A 17,087-nucleotide genomic window follows, 5' to 3' on the forward strand; every position below is an offset into this window, starting at 1 on the left:
GGACTCCCCCCCTATTCTTGTTGGGGGGGGGGGGGGGGGCGGCCCCCCCCCCCCCCCCCCCGCGGGGGGGGGGGGGGGCCCGCCCCCGGGGGGGGGGGGGGGGCCGCGAAGAGTTCATCCGCTGTGCCCGCGGCTCACCCCACCCCGGCCCGCATCTCGCTTCGCGAGCTGCAGACCGACCCTCCCCCTCCAGGGGAGGGTGAAGGGAGCCGTCTCCGCTCCCAATATTGACGCCCCCGGACTTTATGCTTATCCTTCCCGCCACATCCCGTGGTCATTTGAGCCGGCCGGCTTGCAGCCACGTTAAACAACTCGCTAAACAGGCCGGGGACGTTTTGATCCCGGCCGAACCCATGTTCAGGCCGGGTTTTTTATTGACCCTGCCGTCACTATCTGAGGCCGACCGGGAGGTGCCCGGACGAGGCCGTTGGCAGGCGTATGATGAATGTTCATTCGAAAGGGCAGGTCGCCGGCGAGCGCGCCCACGAGGCCGACCATCCGACGTCGCTGGTTGCTCAGTTCGGGCTGGACCAGCCGCTGCGGCTCGATTGCGGCGTCGACCTCGCGCCGTTCCAGATCGCCTACCAGACCTATGGCACGCTGAACGCCGACAGGAGCAACGCCATCCTGGTCTGCCACGCGCTGACGATGGACCAGCACATCGCCAACGTGCATCCGATCACCGGCAAGCCCGGCGGCTGGCTGACGCTGGTCGGCCCCGGCAAGCCGATCGATACCGACCGCTACTTCGTGATCTGCTCCAACGTGATCGGCAGCTGCATGGGCTCGACCGGCCCGGCCTCGACCAACCCGGCGACCGGTCGGCTGTGGGGGCTGGATTTCCCGGTGATCACCATCCCCGACATGGTGCGGGCGCAGGCGATGCTGATCGACCGGCTCGGCATCGACAGGCTGCTCAGCGTGGTCGGCGGCTCGATGGGCGGCATGCAGGTGCTGCAATGGACGGCGGCCTATCCGGACCGAGTTTTTTCGGCGATGCCGATCGCCTGCGCTCCCCGGCATTCGGCCCAGAACATCGCGTTCCATGAGCTCGGCCGTCAGGCGGTGATGGCCGATCCCGATTGGGCGCACGGCCGTTACTTCGAGACCGGCGCGCATCCGCATCGCGGCCTCGCGGTGGCGCGGATGGCCGCGCATATCACTTATCTGTCCGACGCCGCGCTGCATCGCAAGTTCGGCCGCCGGATGCAGGACCGCGAGCTGCCGACGTTCTCGTTCGACGCCGACTTCCAGGTCGAAAGCTATCTGCGCTATCAGGGCTCGTCCTTCGTCGAGCGCTTCGACGCCAACTCCTACCTGTATCTGACCCGCGCGATGGATTACTTCGATATCGCGGCCGATCACGACGGTGTGCTGGCCGCGGCGTTTCGCGGCACGCAGACGCGCTTCTGCGTGGTGTCGTTCACGTCCGACTGGCTGTTTCCGACCGCGGAATCGCGTGCCATCGTCCACGCCCTGAACGCCGGCGGCGCGCGGGTGTCGTTTGCGGAGGTCGAGACCGACAAGGGCCACGACGCCTTCCTGCTCGACGAGCCGGAATTCATCGATATCGCCCGCGCCTTCCTGCAGTCGGCCGCCACCGCGCGCGGACTTGGCCAGGGGCACTGAGATGGCGGTGCAGGAGAGCTTGCCGCTGGGCACGCCCGAGCGGCCGACGCTGCGGGTGCATCGCGCCGACCATCTGCTGGTCGCCGACATGGTCGAGCCCGGCTCCAAGGTGCTCGACGTCGGTTGCGGCGAAGGCGACCTGATGGTGCTGCTCGAGTCCCGCGGCGTCGATTGCCGCGGCATCGAGCTGTCGCGGGAGGGCGTCAACCGCTGCGTGTCGCGCGGCCTCGCGGTGGTGCAGGGCGACGCCGACACCGACCTCACCAACTACACCGACGACGCGTTCGACTACGTGATCCTGTCGCAGACGCTGCAGGCGACCCGGCAGCCGCGCGTCGTGCTGGAAAATCTGCTGCGCATCGGCCGCCGCGCGATCGTATCGTTTCCGAATTTCGGCTACATCAATATGCGGCTGCAGCTGCTCATCAACGGGCGGATGCCGCGAACCGAGAATCTGCCGGCGACCTGGTACGACACCCCGAACATCCACTTCTGCACCATCAAGGATTTCGTCGTGCTGTGCGACGAGATCAACGTCAAGATGGAGCGCGCCGTGGCGCTCGACCGCTACGGCCGCCCGCTGCGCCTCAACGCGCCGTGGTGGTTCTGGAACATGTTCGGCGAGCAGGGCGTGTTCCTGCTGAGCCGTGCCGAAAAGAAACTGCCGCCGCCGCAGGGTGAATGGCTGGCGCCATAAGGCTTACGGCGGCGCCGTTCAGAGCCAGGCGGTCGGTGCCCGCTCGTCGATCTGCACGACGCTGCGCGCCGCAGCGTGGATCCAGCCGGGAATGTCCGGGGTGTCGGTCAGCACAGCCTCGGAGGCGGCAAACAGCGTCAGATCGGACGAGTCGTTGGTGCCGTCGGACGAGTAGAAAGCCGTGCTGCCCATCCGGTCCGATGCCACCACAGTAAACAACCGCGCCTGCAGCCGATCCGCCAGCGCCACCACGCCGGCACCGTCCTGCGGGGTCAGATCGTGCGCCGCAACGATCAATGCATCGACCGTGACATCGGCGGGCTGCAGCGCCCGCCAGTCGTCGGGCCAATGCCACGGCACCAGCCGCGACTCGGCGCCGCGGTGCACCAGCCGCGTCAGCAGCGGGTTGCCCGGATCGGAAGCGATTACCACCGCCTGGACCAGCGCCTCGGGAGACAGCGAGGCGAAACTGCGCCGGGCGCGACTGGCCTGGCGATACAGCCGGTCGTATTTCAGGCCCATGTAGTGAGTGGTTTGGATGCGGCCGGTGCCGGCCTGCCAGCGCAGCACCTCGTCCACCTTGGTGGCGGCCTGCGCCGGCTCCGCGCGAATTGCCCACAGCGCCTGCAGCACGGCCGCCGCCGAGACGTTGAGCGGGAGCAGCCAGCCGCCGCCGTGCTGCGCGATCCGCTCGCCGACGGCGCCGATATCGATGCCGATCACCGGCAGGCCGCTCGACCACATCTCGGTCAGGGTGTGGCAATAGGTTTCCGGCCAGATCGACAGCACGGCGCCGACGTTCGGCTTGATCTCATCGACCAGCGATCCGAATTGCTCCCGCTTGTACAGTCCGTGCACGATCACGCCGGGGCCGGGCTGGAGCCGGCCGGCATCGCCGAGAATGTGGAATTCGACGCGCTGGCCCTCATCGAGTTCGGCAATTCCGCGAATGATATCGGCCCCCTTGGCGGACGAGATGTTGCCAGGGACCAGGACTTTCAGGGGGCGCTCCGGATCGATCGGCGCTGCGCGCTGGCCGATGTCGGCGAACGAGCGTCCGTGCGGGATGATGTGGAAGTCGCGGTTCAATTGCTCCGGATAGTTCGCCGTCAGCACCGCTGCGGCCCCCGACGAGGTCGTCACGAAAGCATCGCAGGCCTCGAAACTCTTGGCGAAGATCTGACGCCAGCGATGGACGAACCGATGCTTCAGAGGCGGGAGCAGGCTTGCCTCCCACAACTCCGCCCGGCAGTCGCCGCCGCTTTCGGTGCATGCGCCGGCGCAGTAAGTCTGCGTGTCGTCGAGCAGTTTGGTCGTCGGACACACGGTGTAGAAGTCGTGGAAAGATAGAATAACCGGAATTCCGGCGAGCCGGCATATCTCGCTGAGATTGGCGCTGTGCCAGCCGAGGTGACGGATATGCACCAGCTCGAAACCGTAGCGAACGAGGATCTTCAGCGCTTCCTCGTCGTATTCGGACGATCGATGGCTGGTGGGGACGATGCGGTCGCGCAAGTCCACGGTCTCGATCGGCTCATCGCCGTCGTGGCCGAATCTCGACACCTCGATGCGCTTGCTGTCGCAGCGCAGCAGCCATGGCTCGTAGCGGTCGCTGAGCGCCGCCATCAGGTCGCGATTGGTTTGCGGAGTACCGCCGGTCACCGTGGAGATCACGTAGCAGACCCGCGGCCGCGGACGGCTGTGCTGCTGCGCCGAGGCGAGCAGCGCGCGCCGCACCCGCCAGCGCATCGCGAGCATCTGCGAACCTTGCTCGAAGATGCCGATCAGTTTCGAGTATTCCGGATAGCGCTGATGCAGCAGGTCTCGCCCGTTGGCCAGATGCGCGGATTTGCGCGATCCGAAGCTGGCGGAGCGCTTGTGATAAACATAGGTGCGATCGTCGCAGACATGCTCGTAGCCGGCGTGGGCGGCCCGCATGCAGAAATCGTTCTCCTCGCCATAGCCGACTGGAAAGCCGACTTCATCGAGCGAGCCGATCGCCTCGATGCAATCGCGCCGCACGAACATGCAGAAACCGTTGCCGGTCGGTACGCGCGGGTAGGTCGTCAGCGAGGATTGCCGCACCAGCCGGGCGATATCGTCGACCTGCCAGCCGTTGGGCAGCGCGTTGTCGGCATTGATCTCGGGCACCGAGAAAACGCCTGCATTGTTCGATACCGCGGTCGCCGTCGCCACGCGCGGGCCGCTATAAGCCGCCAGCCGCAGACCTTGCAGCCAGCCGGCGGAGACGATGGTGTCGGAATTAAGCAGCACCACGTCGTCTGACCCCGCCGCCGCGATGCCGCGGTTGACGGTCTTGGTGAAGCCCTGATTGCTGTCGTTGCTCAGGATCACGATGTTGTCGTGGCCCCGATACGCCTGGAGGATTTCGCCGATCCGCGGATCGGGGCTGCAGTCGTCGATCAGGATCAGGCGGGCCTGGCCGGCGGTGTGGGCGATCACCGAACTCAGGCAGAGCTGAAGATCGTCGGCGGCATTGTAGATCGGGACGATGATCGACACGTCACGCGGCGGAGTCGCGGCGATCACCGAATAAAGCCGCGATAATCCCGGCTGGGCGAAACTCGCAAGCTCCAGCCGACCATCGACACCGTCGAGAAAGTCCTTGCCGAAAGCCGCCGCGACCTTCAGCTCGATCTGCTTCGAACCGAACTCCGGATTGACCGGTTCGAACCGGAAGCCGCCGCCATTGATGCTGATTTCCTTGGCGACAAGGTCGCTGCGGATGGCGTCGGCCCTGGCGGTGAGGTAGCGCACGCCATTGATGAAGACGTCGTACTCGACAATGCTCGAATCCTTGTTGCCGGACGCGATCCACCCCGACACGCGATCGTTCTCGACGGTCTCCAGGCGGCCGATCGTCGGTTGCAGCAATTCGATTTCAGCTTCGGCGACCACCGAACCGTTGACCCGGATGCCGACGCGGGTCGATTGCCCCGGCGCAAAGGTGTGATGCGGATTGGCGGCGCGGATCAGATTGCAGGCGTCGCGCACGCGGAATTCGAAGCCGGTGGCGACCTGTCCTTCGAAGCTCCACAGCCGCATGTTATCCGCGAGGGGTTCGAGCGGGACCGTCGAGAGGTGGGCGCCGTCGAACACCAGTTCGACCTCGTCGAGCGGCGCTGCCAGATCGAAGTAGCAGCCGCGGATGACATGGCCGCGCAGCGTGATCTGATGCAACGTGGTCTGGTCACTCACCAAATCGGCGGGAACGCCCACCGCCGAGATCTCCGACCGGTCGTTGGACGTGACGCGCAGCGCGCTCGGCAATGGGCGCTGGTCCGGCCAGTCGAAGAGGGCGACGAAGCCGGCGGCACCGCCGGCGATGCCGCGCCCGGCGAGGTCGGGCCGGTCGTCCAATTCAGGGACGATGATCTCGACACCATGATCGAGGCCGTGGTCGAGGCTCAGCCGCAGCGGCAGCTTGGCGGCACTGTGATCGCTGCGGGCGATCCAGCCGCGGAGCATGATCCGGCCGTGCCCTCGCATGACGCGTTCGATACAGATGGTCAGATTGCTTGCCGCTGGTGTCGCCTGCCGGCGATCGGCCGCAGCGTCATCGGTGACATCCGCCGTCGCCTGCGATGGGTGCCGGACTGCAAGCCGCGTGCTGGCGATGCTGCCGGCCTCTGCCATCAACACCAGATCGATATGATCAGCGGCGGCGGATGGCTGCGTCTGCGCGATCAACTGCTCGATCTCGACCGGATCGAGTACGAAGCCGAACTTCTGTGCGGTTCCGAAATCATAGGGCAAATCATGGCGCGCGAAGCTGCGGACGACCGGCAGCCGGATCGCGCCGCCGACCAGCACATGAGCGTCCGGATCGTCCTCGCCGGGATGATACAGCCAGCCCTTGATGCCCTCCGGGCCTGCGCTGTCGAACGCGCCGAGCGGCGCGAAGTTGTCGAACCGAGTACCCGGGCCGGAGATCAGAGCTTCGTCGGTGCCGGGCTGGCGTGCGAAGACTTGTGGTGGGAACTCGTAGACCGCGTCGGTCTTCACGCTGACGGCGAAACCGCCGCGCCCGGCAGCGATGCCGACCCGTTCGAGATCGGCGCGGTAAAATCGCTCGGTCACCACAACTTCCGAGCCGCCCTCGACGCGCAGGATCAATTCGCCCTTCAGTTCGGTCTTCTCCAAGGTGGAGACCCAGCCGCTCAGGAATATGAAGCCGCGTCCAAGCTTAGCCCCCTCGACGAAACCGCGAACCGTCAGATTGTTCTTCATTGTTCTCCGAAACGGGAATTGCAACACGCGCCATCGATCGGCGCCAACTTAGCCGAGACGACTGTATTCAGCTACCGGATTTCGCAATGCAAGAAACAGCGTCAGGCGACCTTCTGAAACACTCCGCAGCAGCCGTAGACGCCGACGAAGCGAAAACGCCGCTTTGACAGCCCATCCTGAATGCCTGCGTAGACGCCGTACTCACTGCCGCTTTCACCGACGCCCTTCGACAGCGTATTGCGACGGTCGGTGTAATCATGGAAGATGCACAGCGCGCCGACGTTCAGCAGTCGGTCGACATCGCCGCATGATTTCAAGACATGCTCGTAAGCATGGGAGTGATCGACGAACGCCATGCCGAATGTTCGCCCCTGTCGGGCAAACTGCTCGCAGCTGTCGGCAGCATCGCCCGTATGAAACTCGGTGAAGTCTGCGAGCCCCTTGGCGCTAAGCGACTTACGTGCGACTTCGGTGTAGTCCTTGTTGAGTTCCATCGTCGCCACTTTGCTCAGGCGACCGGAGTTCTTCACGGCGCTTGCGAGGATGTAGGCCGATAGCCCGCGATTGGTGCCGAACTCCAGGATATCGCCGGGCGAAAAATATCCGACTTCGTAAAGCTTGAGTGCGTCGGCGGGACGCAGCCACCCCGGGATGTCCAGCTGGATGATCGGGCCGTTGAGCGGCGCCGACGACAGGCTTCTATGGAAGTCGTCGATGAAGTCGCCCGCATATGGGAAATTGCGCACGTATCGCCGGGCCAGGCCACTGCCGAGCTCGATCGCACTGTTGGGATGCAGTTCGAGACCGGGTGCAACGCTTGACGACAAAGAGTCCTCCATGAGGCGGCGAAACGAACCTCTTCTAAATTGGCACTAGCGACTACGCAACGCGATTGATGCGCGAGATGTGCTGCAGCGCGGCGGCGCCGTCGGCTCTCGTTCCATGGCCAAATCGTGTTGCGCGTCGTGGCACGAGTTCCGCTGCCACGAAATGATCTTCTTATCACCGTCGAATCACTCCCCCGTCGCCGCACAGGTCATGCTCTCGCCATCGCCGCTCTGTTTACCGCACCCGCCGGTCGTCATCGGTCGGCGTGTTGATGGAGAGAGAGTCTGAATGCTTGAGTTCACTGCGTTTCGTCCGGGTCGCGTTGTTGCGTTGGTTCTGGGGTTTGCGGCGATTGCCGCTTTGGTCAATCCGGCATCGGCGCGGCCGTTGCATCGTCATCACGGCTACGCCGCGCACCATGGCGACGCCACGTCGCATCGCGGTTATCACCGTCAACATCGCTACACCAAGCGCTATCATCGCCATACCAAGCGCCATCGCGGTTGGCGTCAGAGCAATGCGGCGATCCAGCAGGGCTTCGGGCAACAGCAGCAATTCGGCTTTCAGGCCTATCAGCAGCCGCAGGGTTTCGCGCCCGCGGGCTATGCCGATCCCAATGCGATGAATGCGCCACGGATGATGAAGCAGCGCGTGCAGCGCGGTGCGGCACGGCGTGCTGCCGCCTTGCAGCAGGCGCAGTGGCAGACTTCGAACGGCAGTGGCGGCGGCTCCGGTCTTGTCGCCGAAGCGCGGCGCTACATCGGCGGCAATCCGACCGGCCGCAGCCGGCTGTGGTGCGCCCGGTTCATGAACATGGTGCTGGAGCGCTCGGGCCATCGCGGCACCGGCTCGGACATGGCTCGGTCATTCGCGAGCTACGGCCAGCGCGTTTCGGGCCCGCAGGTCGGCGCCATCGCGGTGATGTCGCGCGGCAAGCGTGGCGGTCACGTCGGCGTAGTCACCGGCGTTGACTCGAAGGGCAATCCGATCGTCGTTTCCGGCAATCACGGCCGTCGCGTCGCGGAGTCGGTGTACTCGAAGAGCCGCATCTACGCCTACGTGATGCCGTCGAGCTGAGTTCGGGACTTTCCCAGCACACGATCGTCATCCGCGGGCTTGACCCGCCTGCGCGGCCGTAGCCGCTTCGGCGCGGCGAAGGCCCGCGGATCCATCTCGCGCGTAGCCCGCTTTTCGCAAGAGGATGGATCGCCGGGTCAACCCGGCGATGGCGGTCGGTGTGGGGGCGGACTACGCAGATAGTCCGGCCTATTCCATCCGCACCGCATCACCCTGCGCGATGGTGCCAGCCTCGATCACTTCCGCGTAGACGCCGCAGTCGGCATGGCCGAGGTTCTGTTGCAGGGTCGTGGGGATCGCCAGATCGCGCGCTGCGGTGACGGGATCGACATTGGTGGCCGCGCAGCGCACGGTGCGCTTGACGATCTTGAGTCGCGCGTCGCCGATCGCAAGCGGTTGGCCAATCATGTCGAGTTCGGCCCAGGCCGGCCAGCTGTCGACATAGAGGTTTGCGCGAAAGCGCAGCGGGTCGACTGGCTTACCGATCATTCCTTCGAGCGCCGCGACGCTGCCGAGGTTGATGATCGACACCACTTTGATCGGCACGTCGGAAAAACTGTAGCCCTGGCCGTCCAGCACTTTTGGCGGGCCACGCAGTTCGTCGGCAAAGTGCGCGGTGAAAATCGCCTCGATGGCGGCCCGGCCCTCGGGGCTGCGCAGATCGCCGCAAACCAGCTCGGCGCCGTCCTGGCGGATCGTCAGCGTGTGCGTCGCGTCGTCGAAATGGCTGCGCAGCGCCGCCAGCCGCTCGTTACGCATCAGCATCAGATAGTGCGTCTTGGCCTTCCAGACCGGGCTTGCCGGGTCGAACCCCGTCGGGCCATTTTCGATCGCGTAGGAGCGATCGGCCGGCAGCGTCTGGCCGACCGCAAGCGACACCTTGGGCAGCGGCTCGGGCGTCAGGCCTTTGATGGGATAGCGATAGATGGCGGAGAGCGAAGCGGCGGCGGGGATTGTCATGTCGGTCATCGTAAAGCTTTTGATCCCAGGCGGCTGCACGAAATTGTGACGCCGGCCCTTCCGTTTCCGGAACCGATGCCCACATTTGCGTCAAGCCGCTGCCGGTTCGGGCGCGGCGACGACCGCCGCCGGTTGACGACCATCAACGCGGCCGGTGGAACCCCAATGAAGATGCCGTCCGCGTGCTTTCGAGGCGCCGATGGCAGGCTGAGGGACACCAGACATGAACCCAGAAAAATACACCGAACGCGTACGCGGCTTCATCCAGTCAGCGCAATCGCTCGCCGTCCGCGAGGGCCATCAGCAGTTCTCGCCGCTGCACATCCTCAAAGTCTTGCTCGACGATTCCGAAGGGCTCGCCGGCGGTTTGATCGACCGCTCCGGCGGCAATTCCCGTGCGATCCTCAAGGCGACCGAAGATGCGCTCGGCAAGATGCCGAAAGTGTCCGGCTCGGGCGCCGGCCAGGTCTATCTGGCCCCGGCGACGGCTCGTGCGCTCGACGGCGCCGAACAGGCGGCCGAAAAGGCCGGCGACAGCTTCGTCACCGTGGAGCGGCTGCTGCTCGCGCTGGCGCTCGACAAGGACTCAGAGGCCGGCCAGCTGCTGGCCAAGGGCGGCGTCACCCCGCAGAACCTGAACGCGGCCATCAATGCGCTGCGCAAGGGCCGCACCGCGGATTCCGCGACGGCCGAGAACGCTTATGATGCGCTGAAAAAATACGCCCGCGACCTGACCCAGGCGGCGCGCGACGGCAAGCTCGACCCGGTGATCGGCCGCGACGAGGAGATCCGCCGCACGATTCAAGTTCTGTCGCGGCGGACCAAGAACAACCCGGTGCTGATCGGCGAACCCGGCGTCGGCAAGACCGCGATCGTCGAAGGCCTGGCGCTGCGCATCCTCAACGGCGACGTGCCGGAGAGCCTGAAGGACAAGAAGCTGCTCGCGCTCGACATGGGCGCGCTGATCGCCGGCGCGAAATATCGCGGCGAGTTCGAGGAGCGGCTGAAGGCCGTGCTCAACGAAGTCACCGCGGCCGAGGGCGGCATCATCCTGTTCATCGACGAGATGCACACGCTGGTCGGCGCCGGCAAGGCCGACGGCGCGATGGACGCGTCGAACCTCTTGAAGCCCGCGCTCGCCCGCGGCGAGCTGCATTGCATCGGCGCCACCACGCTCGACGAGTATCGCAAGCACGTCGAGAAGGACGCCGCTTTGGCGCGGCGCTTCCAGCCGGTGTTCGTGTCCGAGCCGACGGTCGAGGACACCATCTCGATCCTGCGCGGCCTGAAGGACAAATACGAGCAGCACCACGGCGTGCGCATCGCCGACTCGGCGATCGTTGCCTCGGCGACGCTGTCGAACCGCTACATCACCGACCGCTTCCTGCCCGACAAGGCCATCGACCTGATGGACGAGGCCGCGGCGCGGCTGAAGATGCAGGTCGACTCCAAGCCCGAAGAGCTCGATTCGATGGACCGCGAGATCGTGCGGCTCAAGATCGAGCAGGAGGCGCTGAAGAAGGAAAGCGACGTCGGCTCCAAGACGCGCCTGGTCGCGCTGGAAAAGGAGCTGGCCGACCTCGAGGAGAAGTCGGCGGCGCTGACCCAGCGCTGGAGCGCGGAGAAGAACAAGCTGTCCAATGCCCAGAAGCTGAAGAGCGAGCTCGACGGGCTGCGGCTCGAACTCGCCGACGCGCAGCGCCGCGGCGAGTATCAGCGAGCGGGCGAGCTGGCCTATGGGCGGATCCCCGAGCTGGAGCGCAAGCTGTCCGAGATCGAAGCCAATGAGAACACCGGCGAGATGATGGAGGAGGCGGTCACCGCCAATCACATCGCGCAGGTGGTGTCGCGCTGGACCGGCGTGCCGGTCGACAAGATGCTCGAGGGCGAGAAGGAAAAGCTGCTGCGCATGGAGGATCAGATCGGCAAGCGCGTGGTCGGCCAGTTCGAGGCCGTGCATGCGGTGTCGACCGCGGTCCGCCGCGCCCGCGCCGGCCTGCAGGACCCGCACCGGCCGATGGGCTCGTTCATGTTCCTCGGCCCGACCGGCGTCGGCAAGACCGAGCTCACCAAGGCCTTAGCGCAGTATCTTTTCGACGACGAGACCGCGATGGTCCGGCTCGACATGTCGGAATACATGGAGAAGCACTCCGTGGCCCGGTTGATCGGCGCGCCTCCCGGCTATGTCGGCTACGACGAGGGCGGGGCGCTGACCGAAGCCGTGCGGCGCCGGCCGTATCAGGTCGTGCTGTTCGACGAGATCGAGAAGGCGCATCCGGACGTGTTCAACGTGCTGCTGCAGGTGCTCGATGACGGCCGCCTCACGGATGGCCAAGGCCGCACCGTCGACTTCCGCAACACGCTGATCGTGATGACGTCGAACCTCGGCAGCGAGTATCTGGTGGCGCAGCCGGAAGGCGAGGACACCGGTGCGGTGCGCGAGCAGGTGATGGGGATGGTGCGGGCTCACTTCCGCCCGGAATTCCTCAACCGGGTCGACGAGATCATCCTGTTCCACCGCTTGCAGAAGAGCGAGATGGGCCGGATCGTCGACATCCAGTTGGAGCGTCTGCAGAAGCTGCTGGACGACCGCAAGATTGTGCTCGACCTCGACGCCTCCGCGCGCGACTGGCTCGCCGAAAAGGGCTGGGACCCGGCCTACGGCGCACGCCCGCTCAAGCGCGTGATCCAGCGCCACGTCCAGGACCCGCTCGCCGAGATGATCCTCGACGGCAGCGTCAAGGACGGCGACACCGTGGTGATCTCGGCCGAAGGCGGCATCCTCACCTTCAACGGCGCCCCGCCGCATACGGCGGACATCGAGCCGTTCACGGGACGGCCGCCGAAGCGGATGTTGAACTGAGCTCTTTCGTCATTGCGAGGAGCACCCGGATCGGCGCTTTGCGCCGTTCGGGCACAGGCTCCGCGACGAAGCAATCCAGCGCCATGCACTGGGCTGGATTGCTTCGCTTCGCTCGCAATGACGGAGCGAACGTTGACAGGCTGATCATATTATCTGCGCTCACGATGTACTCCGCAGTGACCCTGCGGAGTACATCGCGTTTCGTACCTACTTCTTCACGATCTTGTAGATCGCGTTCTCGATATCCGACGACACGTAGATCGTCCCGGTCGCGCCGACGGCGACACCGGTCGGCATGTTGGTGGGCGGCAGGCCGGGGGCGGGCGTGAGGCCGATCGGGAGGTTGCCGGCGAGCTCGGTGACTTTCCCATCGGCCGGGTCGATCTCAACCACGCGTTTGGCGCCGACCTCGGCGACGATCAGCTTGCCGGACGGCGCCAGCGCCAGGCCCTCCGGCAGCTTGAGGTCCTTCGCCACCACGGTCTTGGCGCCGCTCGCCGGATCGATCTTGCTGACCTGCCCGGCGAACGCCTCGGTGACGTAGATCCCGCCGTCGGCCGCCTGCGCGAGACCGACCGGGCCGGCGAGGTCGGTGGCGATCGCCTTCCTGTCCTTGCCATGCTCGCCGCCGACCTCGACCAGCGATTTGCTGCCGAGTTCGGCGACGATCAGCTTGCCGTTCGCCAGCCGGATCGCATCATAGGGCGCCTTGAAGTCGTGCATCATCTCCAGCGACTTGCCGGTCGCGCGGTCGATCACCTGCACGGTGCCGGTGAACCAGCTCGACAGGATCACCTCGTTGCCCTTGGCGGTGGCGCTCATCGGATATTCCAGCGTGGTGCCGTCCGCATGCATCCGCGCCAGCTCGCGCACCTCGCCGGTCGCGCCATCGACGCTGCGATAGGCGAACACATCGGCAACGTGGATGGTGTCCTTGCCGCCTTCGGAGACGACGGCAATGCCGGCCGGAAATGCCAGTCTGCCGATGATCACCTGCTTGGCACTGCCGGTCGCCGGGTCGACTTCCTGGATGCCGTTGTCGGCCATGTTGGAGACGAAGATGCGGTCCTGCGCGTCGATCGCGAGGTTATCGAGCGACGGCTTGAGCTGCGCCGCGACCTGCTTCTTGCCGGTCTTGATATCGACCTTGACGAGCTGGCCGAGCGCGGTGTCGAGCACATAGAGATTGTCCTTGGAGTCGAAATTCGCCGCGGCCGGAATCTTGAAGCCGTCGGCCACGACGCTGAGTTCGCCCTTGTCGACATCGACCGCCGCGACCTGGCCCTTGAACCATAGCGGCCCATAAATCTTGTCGTCGGAGCCGAACTCGAAGCCGTTCAGGCCGCCCATCTTCTCCATGATCTTGCGCGGCGGCTTGGCGCCTTCGACGTCGATCTCGTACAGCGCGTCGCCGAGAAACACCTGGGTGGCGTAGAGCCGGCCGTCCTTGCGGAAGGCGAGCGAGTTGATACCAGGCAGCCCCGAGGCCAGCTTCTTGATCGGACCGTCGCCCTTGCGCGCATAGAGATCGCCGGTGAGAAACGCCGTCCACGCCATGGTGCCGTCGGGTGCGAACGCGATGTCGTCGGCCATGCCTTCCGGCGTCGGAATCGCAATTTTGGCCGTGCCCTTGTCGCGATCGACTTCGTAGAGCGCGGCGCCGGCGACGCTGCCGGCAAACAGCCGCCCGGATTTGTCGATGCCGAGCCCGTGCACCCCGTGAAATGCTGAGCCTTCAACCAGTTTGCTGACCTGATACTCGTCGGCTCGCGCAGCACTGGCCATCAGCAGGGAAAGCACCATCCCGCTCGCACCGAGCGCAAGTTTGCTCCTCATCGCATTTCTCCCGACACTGTTTGTTTTTATGCGGGAAGTATTTGACGCGTGCCGGCGCTTGGCAAGCGGATTTCGCGCGTGCGCCGCAGCAGGTAGCGCCGCCGATCGCGCAGGCGCGCCGATCGTCGCGCTATCAGAAGCGATCAGTGAGAAGATGCGCCTAGCGCTTGGCCTGCGCCGACGCGCTGACATTGCTGCGCACCGGCGTCGTCGCCGTGAGGTCTTCGGCGAATCGTGGCGCGTTGCGGTTGGTCATCATGGCGTCGAGGCGGTCGCGTTCTTTCTCGAAATTGGCCAGCATCGGGCCTTCGAGCGAGCGGCCGCGCGGTAGCTTGACGCGCATCGGGTCGACGAACCGGCCGTTCACCAGAATCTCGTAATGCACATGCGCGCCGGTCGACAGGCCGGTCGAGCCCACGAAGCCGATCACCTGGCCCTGGCGCACGCGTTTGCCCGGCTCCATGCCCTTGGCGAACGCCGACATGTGGCCGTAGGCGGTCTCGTAGCCGTTGTTGTGCTTGATGCGGATATACTTGCCGTAGCCGCCTTCCCAGCCGGCCTTCTCGATCACGCCGTTGCCGGAGGCGAAGATCGGGGTGCCGTAGGGCGTCGACCAGTCGACGCCGGTGTGCATCTTGACGTAGCCGAGAATGGGATGGCGGCGGCCGCCGAAGCCGGAGCGCATGATCGCGTTGTTGACCGGCTTGCGCACCAGGAACTTCTTCGCGCTCTTGCCGCTCTCGTCGTAGAAATCGACCACCGAGTCGTCGGGAGTCTGGAACCGGTAGTACTTCTTGGTTTCGCCGCCGACCGTGAGCGAGGCGAACAGCACGTCGTTCTTCTCGACGGTGGCGGTGGTTTCGTCGTCGCCGGCGTAGAACACCTCGAACGAGTCGCCGGCCTGCACCCTGCGCTGGAAGTCGACGTCGTAGGAGTAGATCTTGATCATGTCGTCGATGATCGGCTGCGGCACCTTGTTGCGCATCGCCGTCTCGTAGATCGACTGATAGAGGCGAACGCCGGTGCCGTCGTCCTCCTCGTCGTCGCTGTTGTCGGCGGTGTCGCTGACGGTGTTGAGCGCCTGAACGTCGACCGCGACGTAGCGTCCGAGGTCCGACAAAGCCGCCACCGCTTCGACCGCCGAGTCGCCCGCGATGATCACCCGGTAGGGCTGAGCCGGCTTGCCACCGGCGCCGGGCTCCATCAGGATTTTCAGTTTCTGACCTTCCCTCAGCCCGCCGCTGCGGCCGCGGGCGCCGAGCGCGGAGGCTACCGCGTTGGCGTCTTCCTCGCTGGCGCCCTGGTCACGCAGCACCGACGCGACGGTGTCGCCCTTCTTGACGATGTGAACGCGCTCACCGGTGGGATTGCCGCCGGTCACCTGCTCCTTGGTTTTCGGCAACAGCGTGACGTTCTCCGGCACGATGCGGGTTTCGAAGCCCGCATAGGGATCGGCCGACACGCCTTCCGGCGCATAGCCGAGCCGCATGTCGCCGCCGAGATCACCTGCGGTCGCGCTGGCGTAGCGCACGCCGCTGTTGCCCTTCCAATTCGCGGCATCGCGCACCCGCATCAGGATTTCGTCCGGCGGGATCGCGCCGGCGATCTTCGCCCTGGGCAGTACCTGGCCGAGATCGCGGGTGACGAAGGAGACCTCGGCGTCCGGCTCGACCGCCTCGGGATTCTGGGCATCATCGGCGGCTGCGGCGGAGCCGACATCGGTCAGCATGCGCTGCGCGTTGAAGGCCGGGATCTTGGCGCTGAGATCGCTGGTGGTCAGCGACAGATTGCCGGCGATCTTGACGAACGGGCGGACGCGGACGACTTCGCGGGTGCCGACGCGGGTAACGGTCGAGACCCGCATCACACTGCGCGCGGCTTGCGACTCGCTCGGCGGCGGCAGCCGGTCGCTCTTGTGCAGCGCTGCCGTCTTGTCGGCGCCGAACGCGCCGCGTAGCGCGGCTTCGACACGCTCGGGCGCTTTGGCGAAGGTCATCTCGCCATCGAGCGACGCGAAAACGGCGCCGCCGATCAAGGCTGCGCCGCACAGGCCGGTCAGAATCGTGCCGCTGAACCATTGCACCGAGACGCGGCGGCGATCGATCACCGCGGCTTCAGAACCATCGACGGAAAGCGGCGGCTCGTGGCCGAGGTCGATCGACTCGCCCTCGCGCCCGCTGCGTCCGCGTGACAATCTCTGGCTCAATCCGCCGTCCCCCAACTATCCTTGCCCGCGGCATGAGCCGGCCGGCCAGCGTCCCTGACGAAGGTCCTGTGCGATCGAGCGATCCCAGGCCTTCTGGCTGTCCCGCGCGCCGCTGGCTCGCCACGCGGGCGAACCAAGGAGCGGGACTGCGCCGCAGACGTTCGACAAGAGGGCGCCAAATTGCTGGCAGCCGCCGCGAACGTCAATGGCGGGAAAGGTTCGAGGCCGCACACCGACGAGGAAATTGCGATGAAAGCGTCATGATCGCGATCCCTGGTGGGCAACGTTCAGCCGCCGAGCCCGGCAGCCGGACGATTCCGGCCCGTCTGATCTGGGGAGAACGTCCCAGGAATGTGGCTTCAGTACGGCGCCTTCCCACGGAAGGCCTTGTATTTCCGAGCAAAAATCATTTTTCGAGGGCCCACGACATTTTTCTGACGAAGCCGTTGACAGCTTCGATCGGGCTGGCCTATAACCCGCCCATCGAACGCGGCGCCGCTGAGCCCACCGGGCACCAGCGAGCTTCCGCGCCTCTGATGCTCCATCACTTCGCTAAGTGATACAGCAGCCGATCGTTTTCGGTTGCTTATCCTTGTCGGATGGAGCGGACGACCTCCTCCTTAGGGTAGGAGTACGAAGCTGAAGCCTTCGGGTTGGCTTCATGGGGTCTTCGGGCTCCGGGCTGTTTGACAAGTGAAGATGAAGAAAGAGAAACGTGGACGGCGGAGTCCTTGCGGGTC

The 17,087-nt window shown here is 65.4% G+C and carries 9 protein-coding genes and 1 riboswitch; of the genes, 4 read left to right on the forward strand and 5 right to left on the reverse strand.

Annotation, left to right across the window (positions count from 1 at the left end; genetic code table 11):
- The first annotated feature begins 260 nt into the window (after positions 1 to 260).
- Positions 261 to 340, forward strand: a riboswitch (SAM riboswitch).
- A 98-nt stretch (positions 341 to 438) separates the two neighbouring features.
- Together metX and metW are read left to right on the forward strand one after the other, a co-directional pair.
- Entirely contained in the window at positions 439 to 1,629 is a 1,191-nt protein-coding gene (gene metX / locus D4Q52_RS25210) for a homoserine O-acetyltransferase MetX (RefSeq protein WP_182915444.1), read from the forward strand.
- A 1-nt stretch (position 1,630) separates the two neighbouring features.
- Positions 1,631 to 2,326: a methionine biosynthesis protein MetW gene (gene metW / locus D4Q52_RS25215; protein ID WP_119859334.1), complete on the forward strand. Its 696-nt coding sequence runs from the start codon at positions 1,631 to 1,633 to the stop codon at positions 2,324 to 2,326.
- A gap of 18 nt (positions 2,327 to 2,344) precedes the next feature.
- Here the strand turns inward: metW and D4Q52_RS25220 are convergent, their stop codons facing one another.
- Both D4Q52_RS25220 and D4Q52_RS25225 read right to left on the reverse strand, forming a co-directional pair.
- Complete coding sequence (locus D4Q52_RS25220) at positions 2,345 to 6,577, reverse strand: glycosyltransferase (protein ID WP_119859335.1); 4,233 nt, start codon at positions 6,575 to 6,577, stop codon at positions 2,345 to 2,347.
- Positions 6,578 to 6,678: 101 nt separating this feature from the next.
- Positions 6,679 to 7,416, reverse strand: a complete 738-nt coding sequence (locus D4Q52_RS25225) for an O-methyltransferase (protein ID WP_119859336.1) — start codon at positions 7,414 to 7,416, stop codon at positions 6,679 to 6,681.
- Positions 7,417 to 7,693: 277 nt separating this feature from the next.
- Here D4Q52_RS25225 and D4Q52_RS25230 point away from each other — a divergent pair, with 277 nt between their 5' ends.
- A complete protein-coding gene (locus D4Q52_RS25230) occupies positions 7,694 to 8,482 on the forward strand; it encodes a TIGR02594 family protein (RefSeq protein ID WP_119859337.1) in 789 nt (262 codons plus the stop codon).
- A gap of 189 nt (positions 8,483 to 8,671) precedes the next feature.
- Here D4Q52_RS25230 and D4Q52_RS25235 read toward each other — a convergent pair whose 3' ends face one another.
- Positions 8,672 to 9,442, reverse strand: a complete 771-nt coding sequence (locus D4Q52_RS25235; RefSeq protein ID WP_425328513.1) for an MOSC domain-containing protein — start codon at positions 9,440 to 9,442, stop codon at positions 8,672 to 8,674.
- A 223-nt stretch (positions 9,443 to 9,665) separates the two neighbouring features.
- Between D4Q52_RS25235 and clpB the strand changes: the two genes are divergently transcribed.
- Positions 9,666 to 12,305: an ATP-dependent chaperone ClpB gene (gene clpB, locus D4Q52_RS25240; protein ID WP_119859339.1), complete on the forward strand. Its 2,640-nt coding sequence runs from the start codon at positions 9,666 to 9,668 to the stop codon at positions 12,303 to 12,305.
- A gap of 207 nt (positions 12,306 to 12,512) precedes the next feature.
- Here clpB and D4Q52_RS25245 read toward each other — a convergent pair whose 3' ends face one another.
- Together D4Q52_RS25245 and D4Q52_RS25250 are read right to left on the reverse strand one after the other, a co-directional pair.
- The gene (locus D4Q52_RS25245) at positions 12,513 to 14,141 is read right to left on the reverse strand and encodes an SMP-30/gluconolactonase/LRE family protein (RefSeq protein ID WP_119859340.1); all 1,629 of its coding nucleotides are present in this window, start codon (positions 14,139 to 14,141) and stop codon (positions 12,513 to 12,515) included.
- Positions 14,142 to 14,301: 160 nt separating this feature from the next.
- Positions 14,302 to 16,347: a peptidoglycan DD-metalloendopeptidase family protein gene (locus tag D4Q52_RS25250; RefSeq protein WP_425328512.1), complete on the reverse strand. Its 2,046-nt coding sequence runs from the start codon at positions 16,345 to 16,347 to the stop codon at positions 14,302 to 14,304.
- Positions 16,348 to 17,087 lie beyond the last annotated feature (740 nt).

The organism is Rhodopseudomonas palustris, assembly GCF_003591005.1.
GTDB classification, from domain to species: domain Bacteria; phylum Pseudomonadota; class Alphaproteobacteria; order Rhizobiales; family Xanthobacteraceae; genus Rhodopseudomonas; species Rhodopseudomonas palustris_K.

Coding starts and splice junctions, on each gene's coding strand:
- D4Q52_RS25245 (WP_119859340.1), bottom strand. CDS start 14,141: ATGAGGAGCAAACTTGCGCTCGGTGCGAGCGGGATGGTGCTTTCCCTG.
- D4Q52_RS25225 (WP_119859336.1), bottom strand. CDS start 7,416: ATGGAGGACTCTTTGTCGTCAAGCGTTGCACCCGGTCTCGAACTGCAT.
- D4Q52_RS25235 (WP_425328513.1), bottom strand. CDS start 9,442: ATGACAATCCCCGCCGCCGCTTCGCTCTCCGCCATCTATCGCTATCCC.
- clpB (WP_119859339.1), top strand. CDS start 9,666: ATGAACCCAGAAAAATACACCGAACGCGTACGCGGCTTCATCCAGTCA.
- D4Q52_RS25230 (WP_119859337.1), top strand. CDS start 7,694: ATGCTTGAGTTCACTGCGTTTCGTCCGGGTCGCGTTGTTGCGTTGGTT.
- metX (WP_182915444.1), top strand. CDS start 439: ATGATGAATGTTCATTCGAAAGGGCAGGTCGCCGGCGAGCGCGCCCAC.
- metW (WP_119859334.1), top strand. CDS start 1,631: ATGGCGGTGCAGGAGAGCTTGCCGCTGGGCACGCCCGAGCGGCCGACG.
- D4Q52_RS25220 (WP_119859335.1), bottom strand. CDS start 6,577: ATGAAGAACAATCTGACGGTTCGCGGTTTCGTCGAGGGGGCTAAGCTT.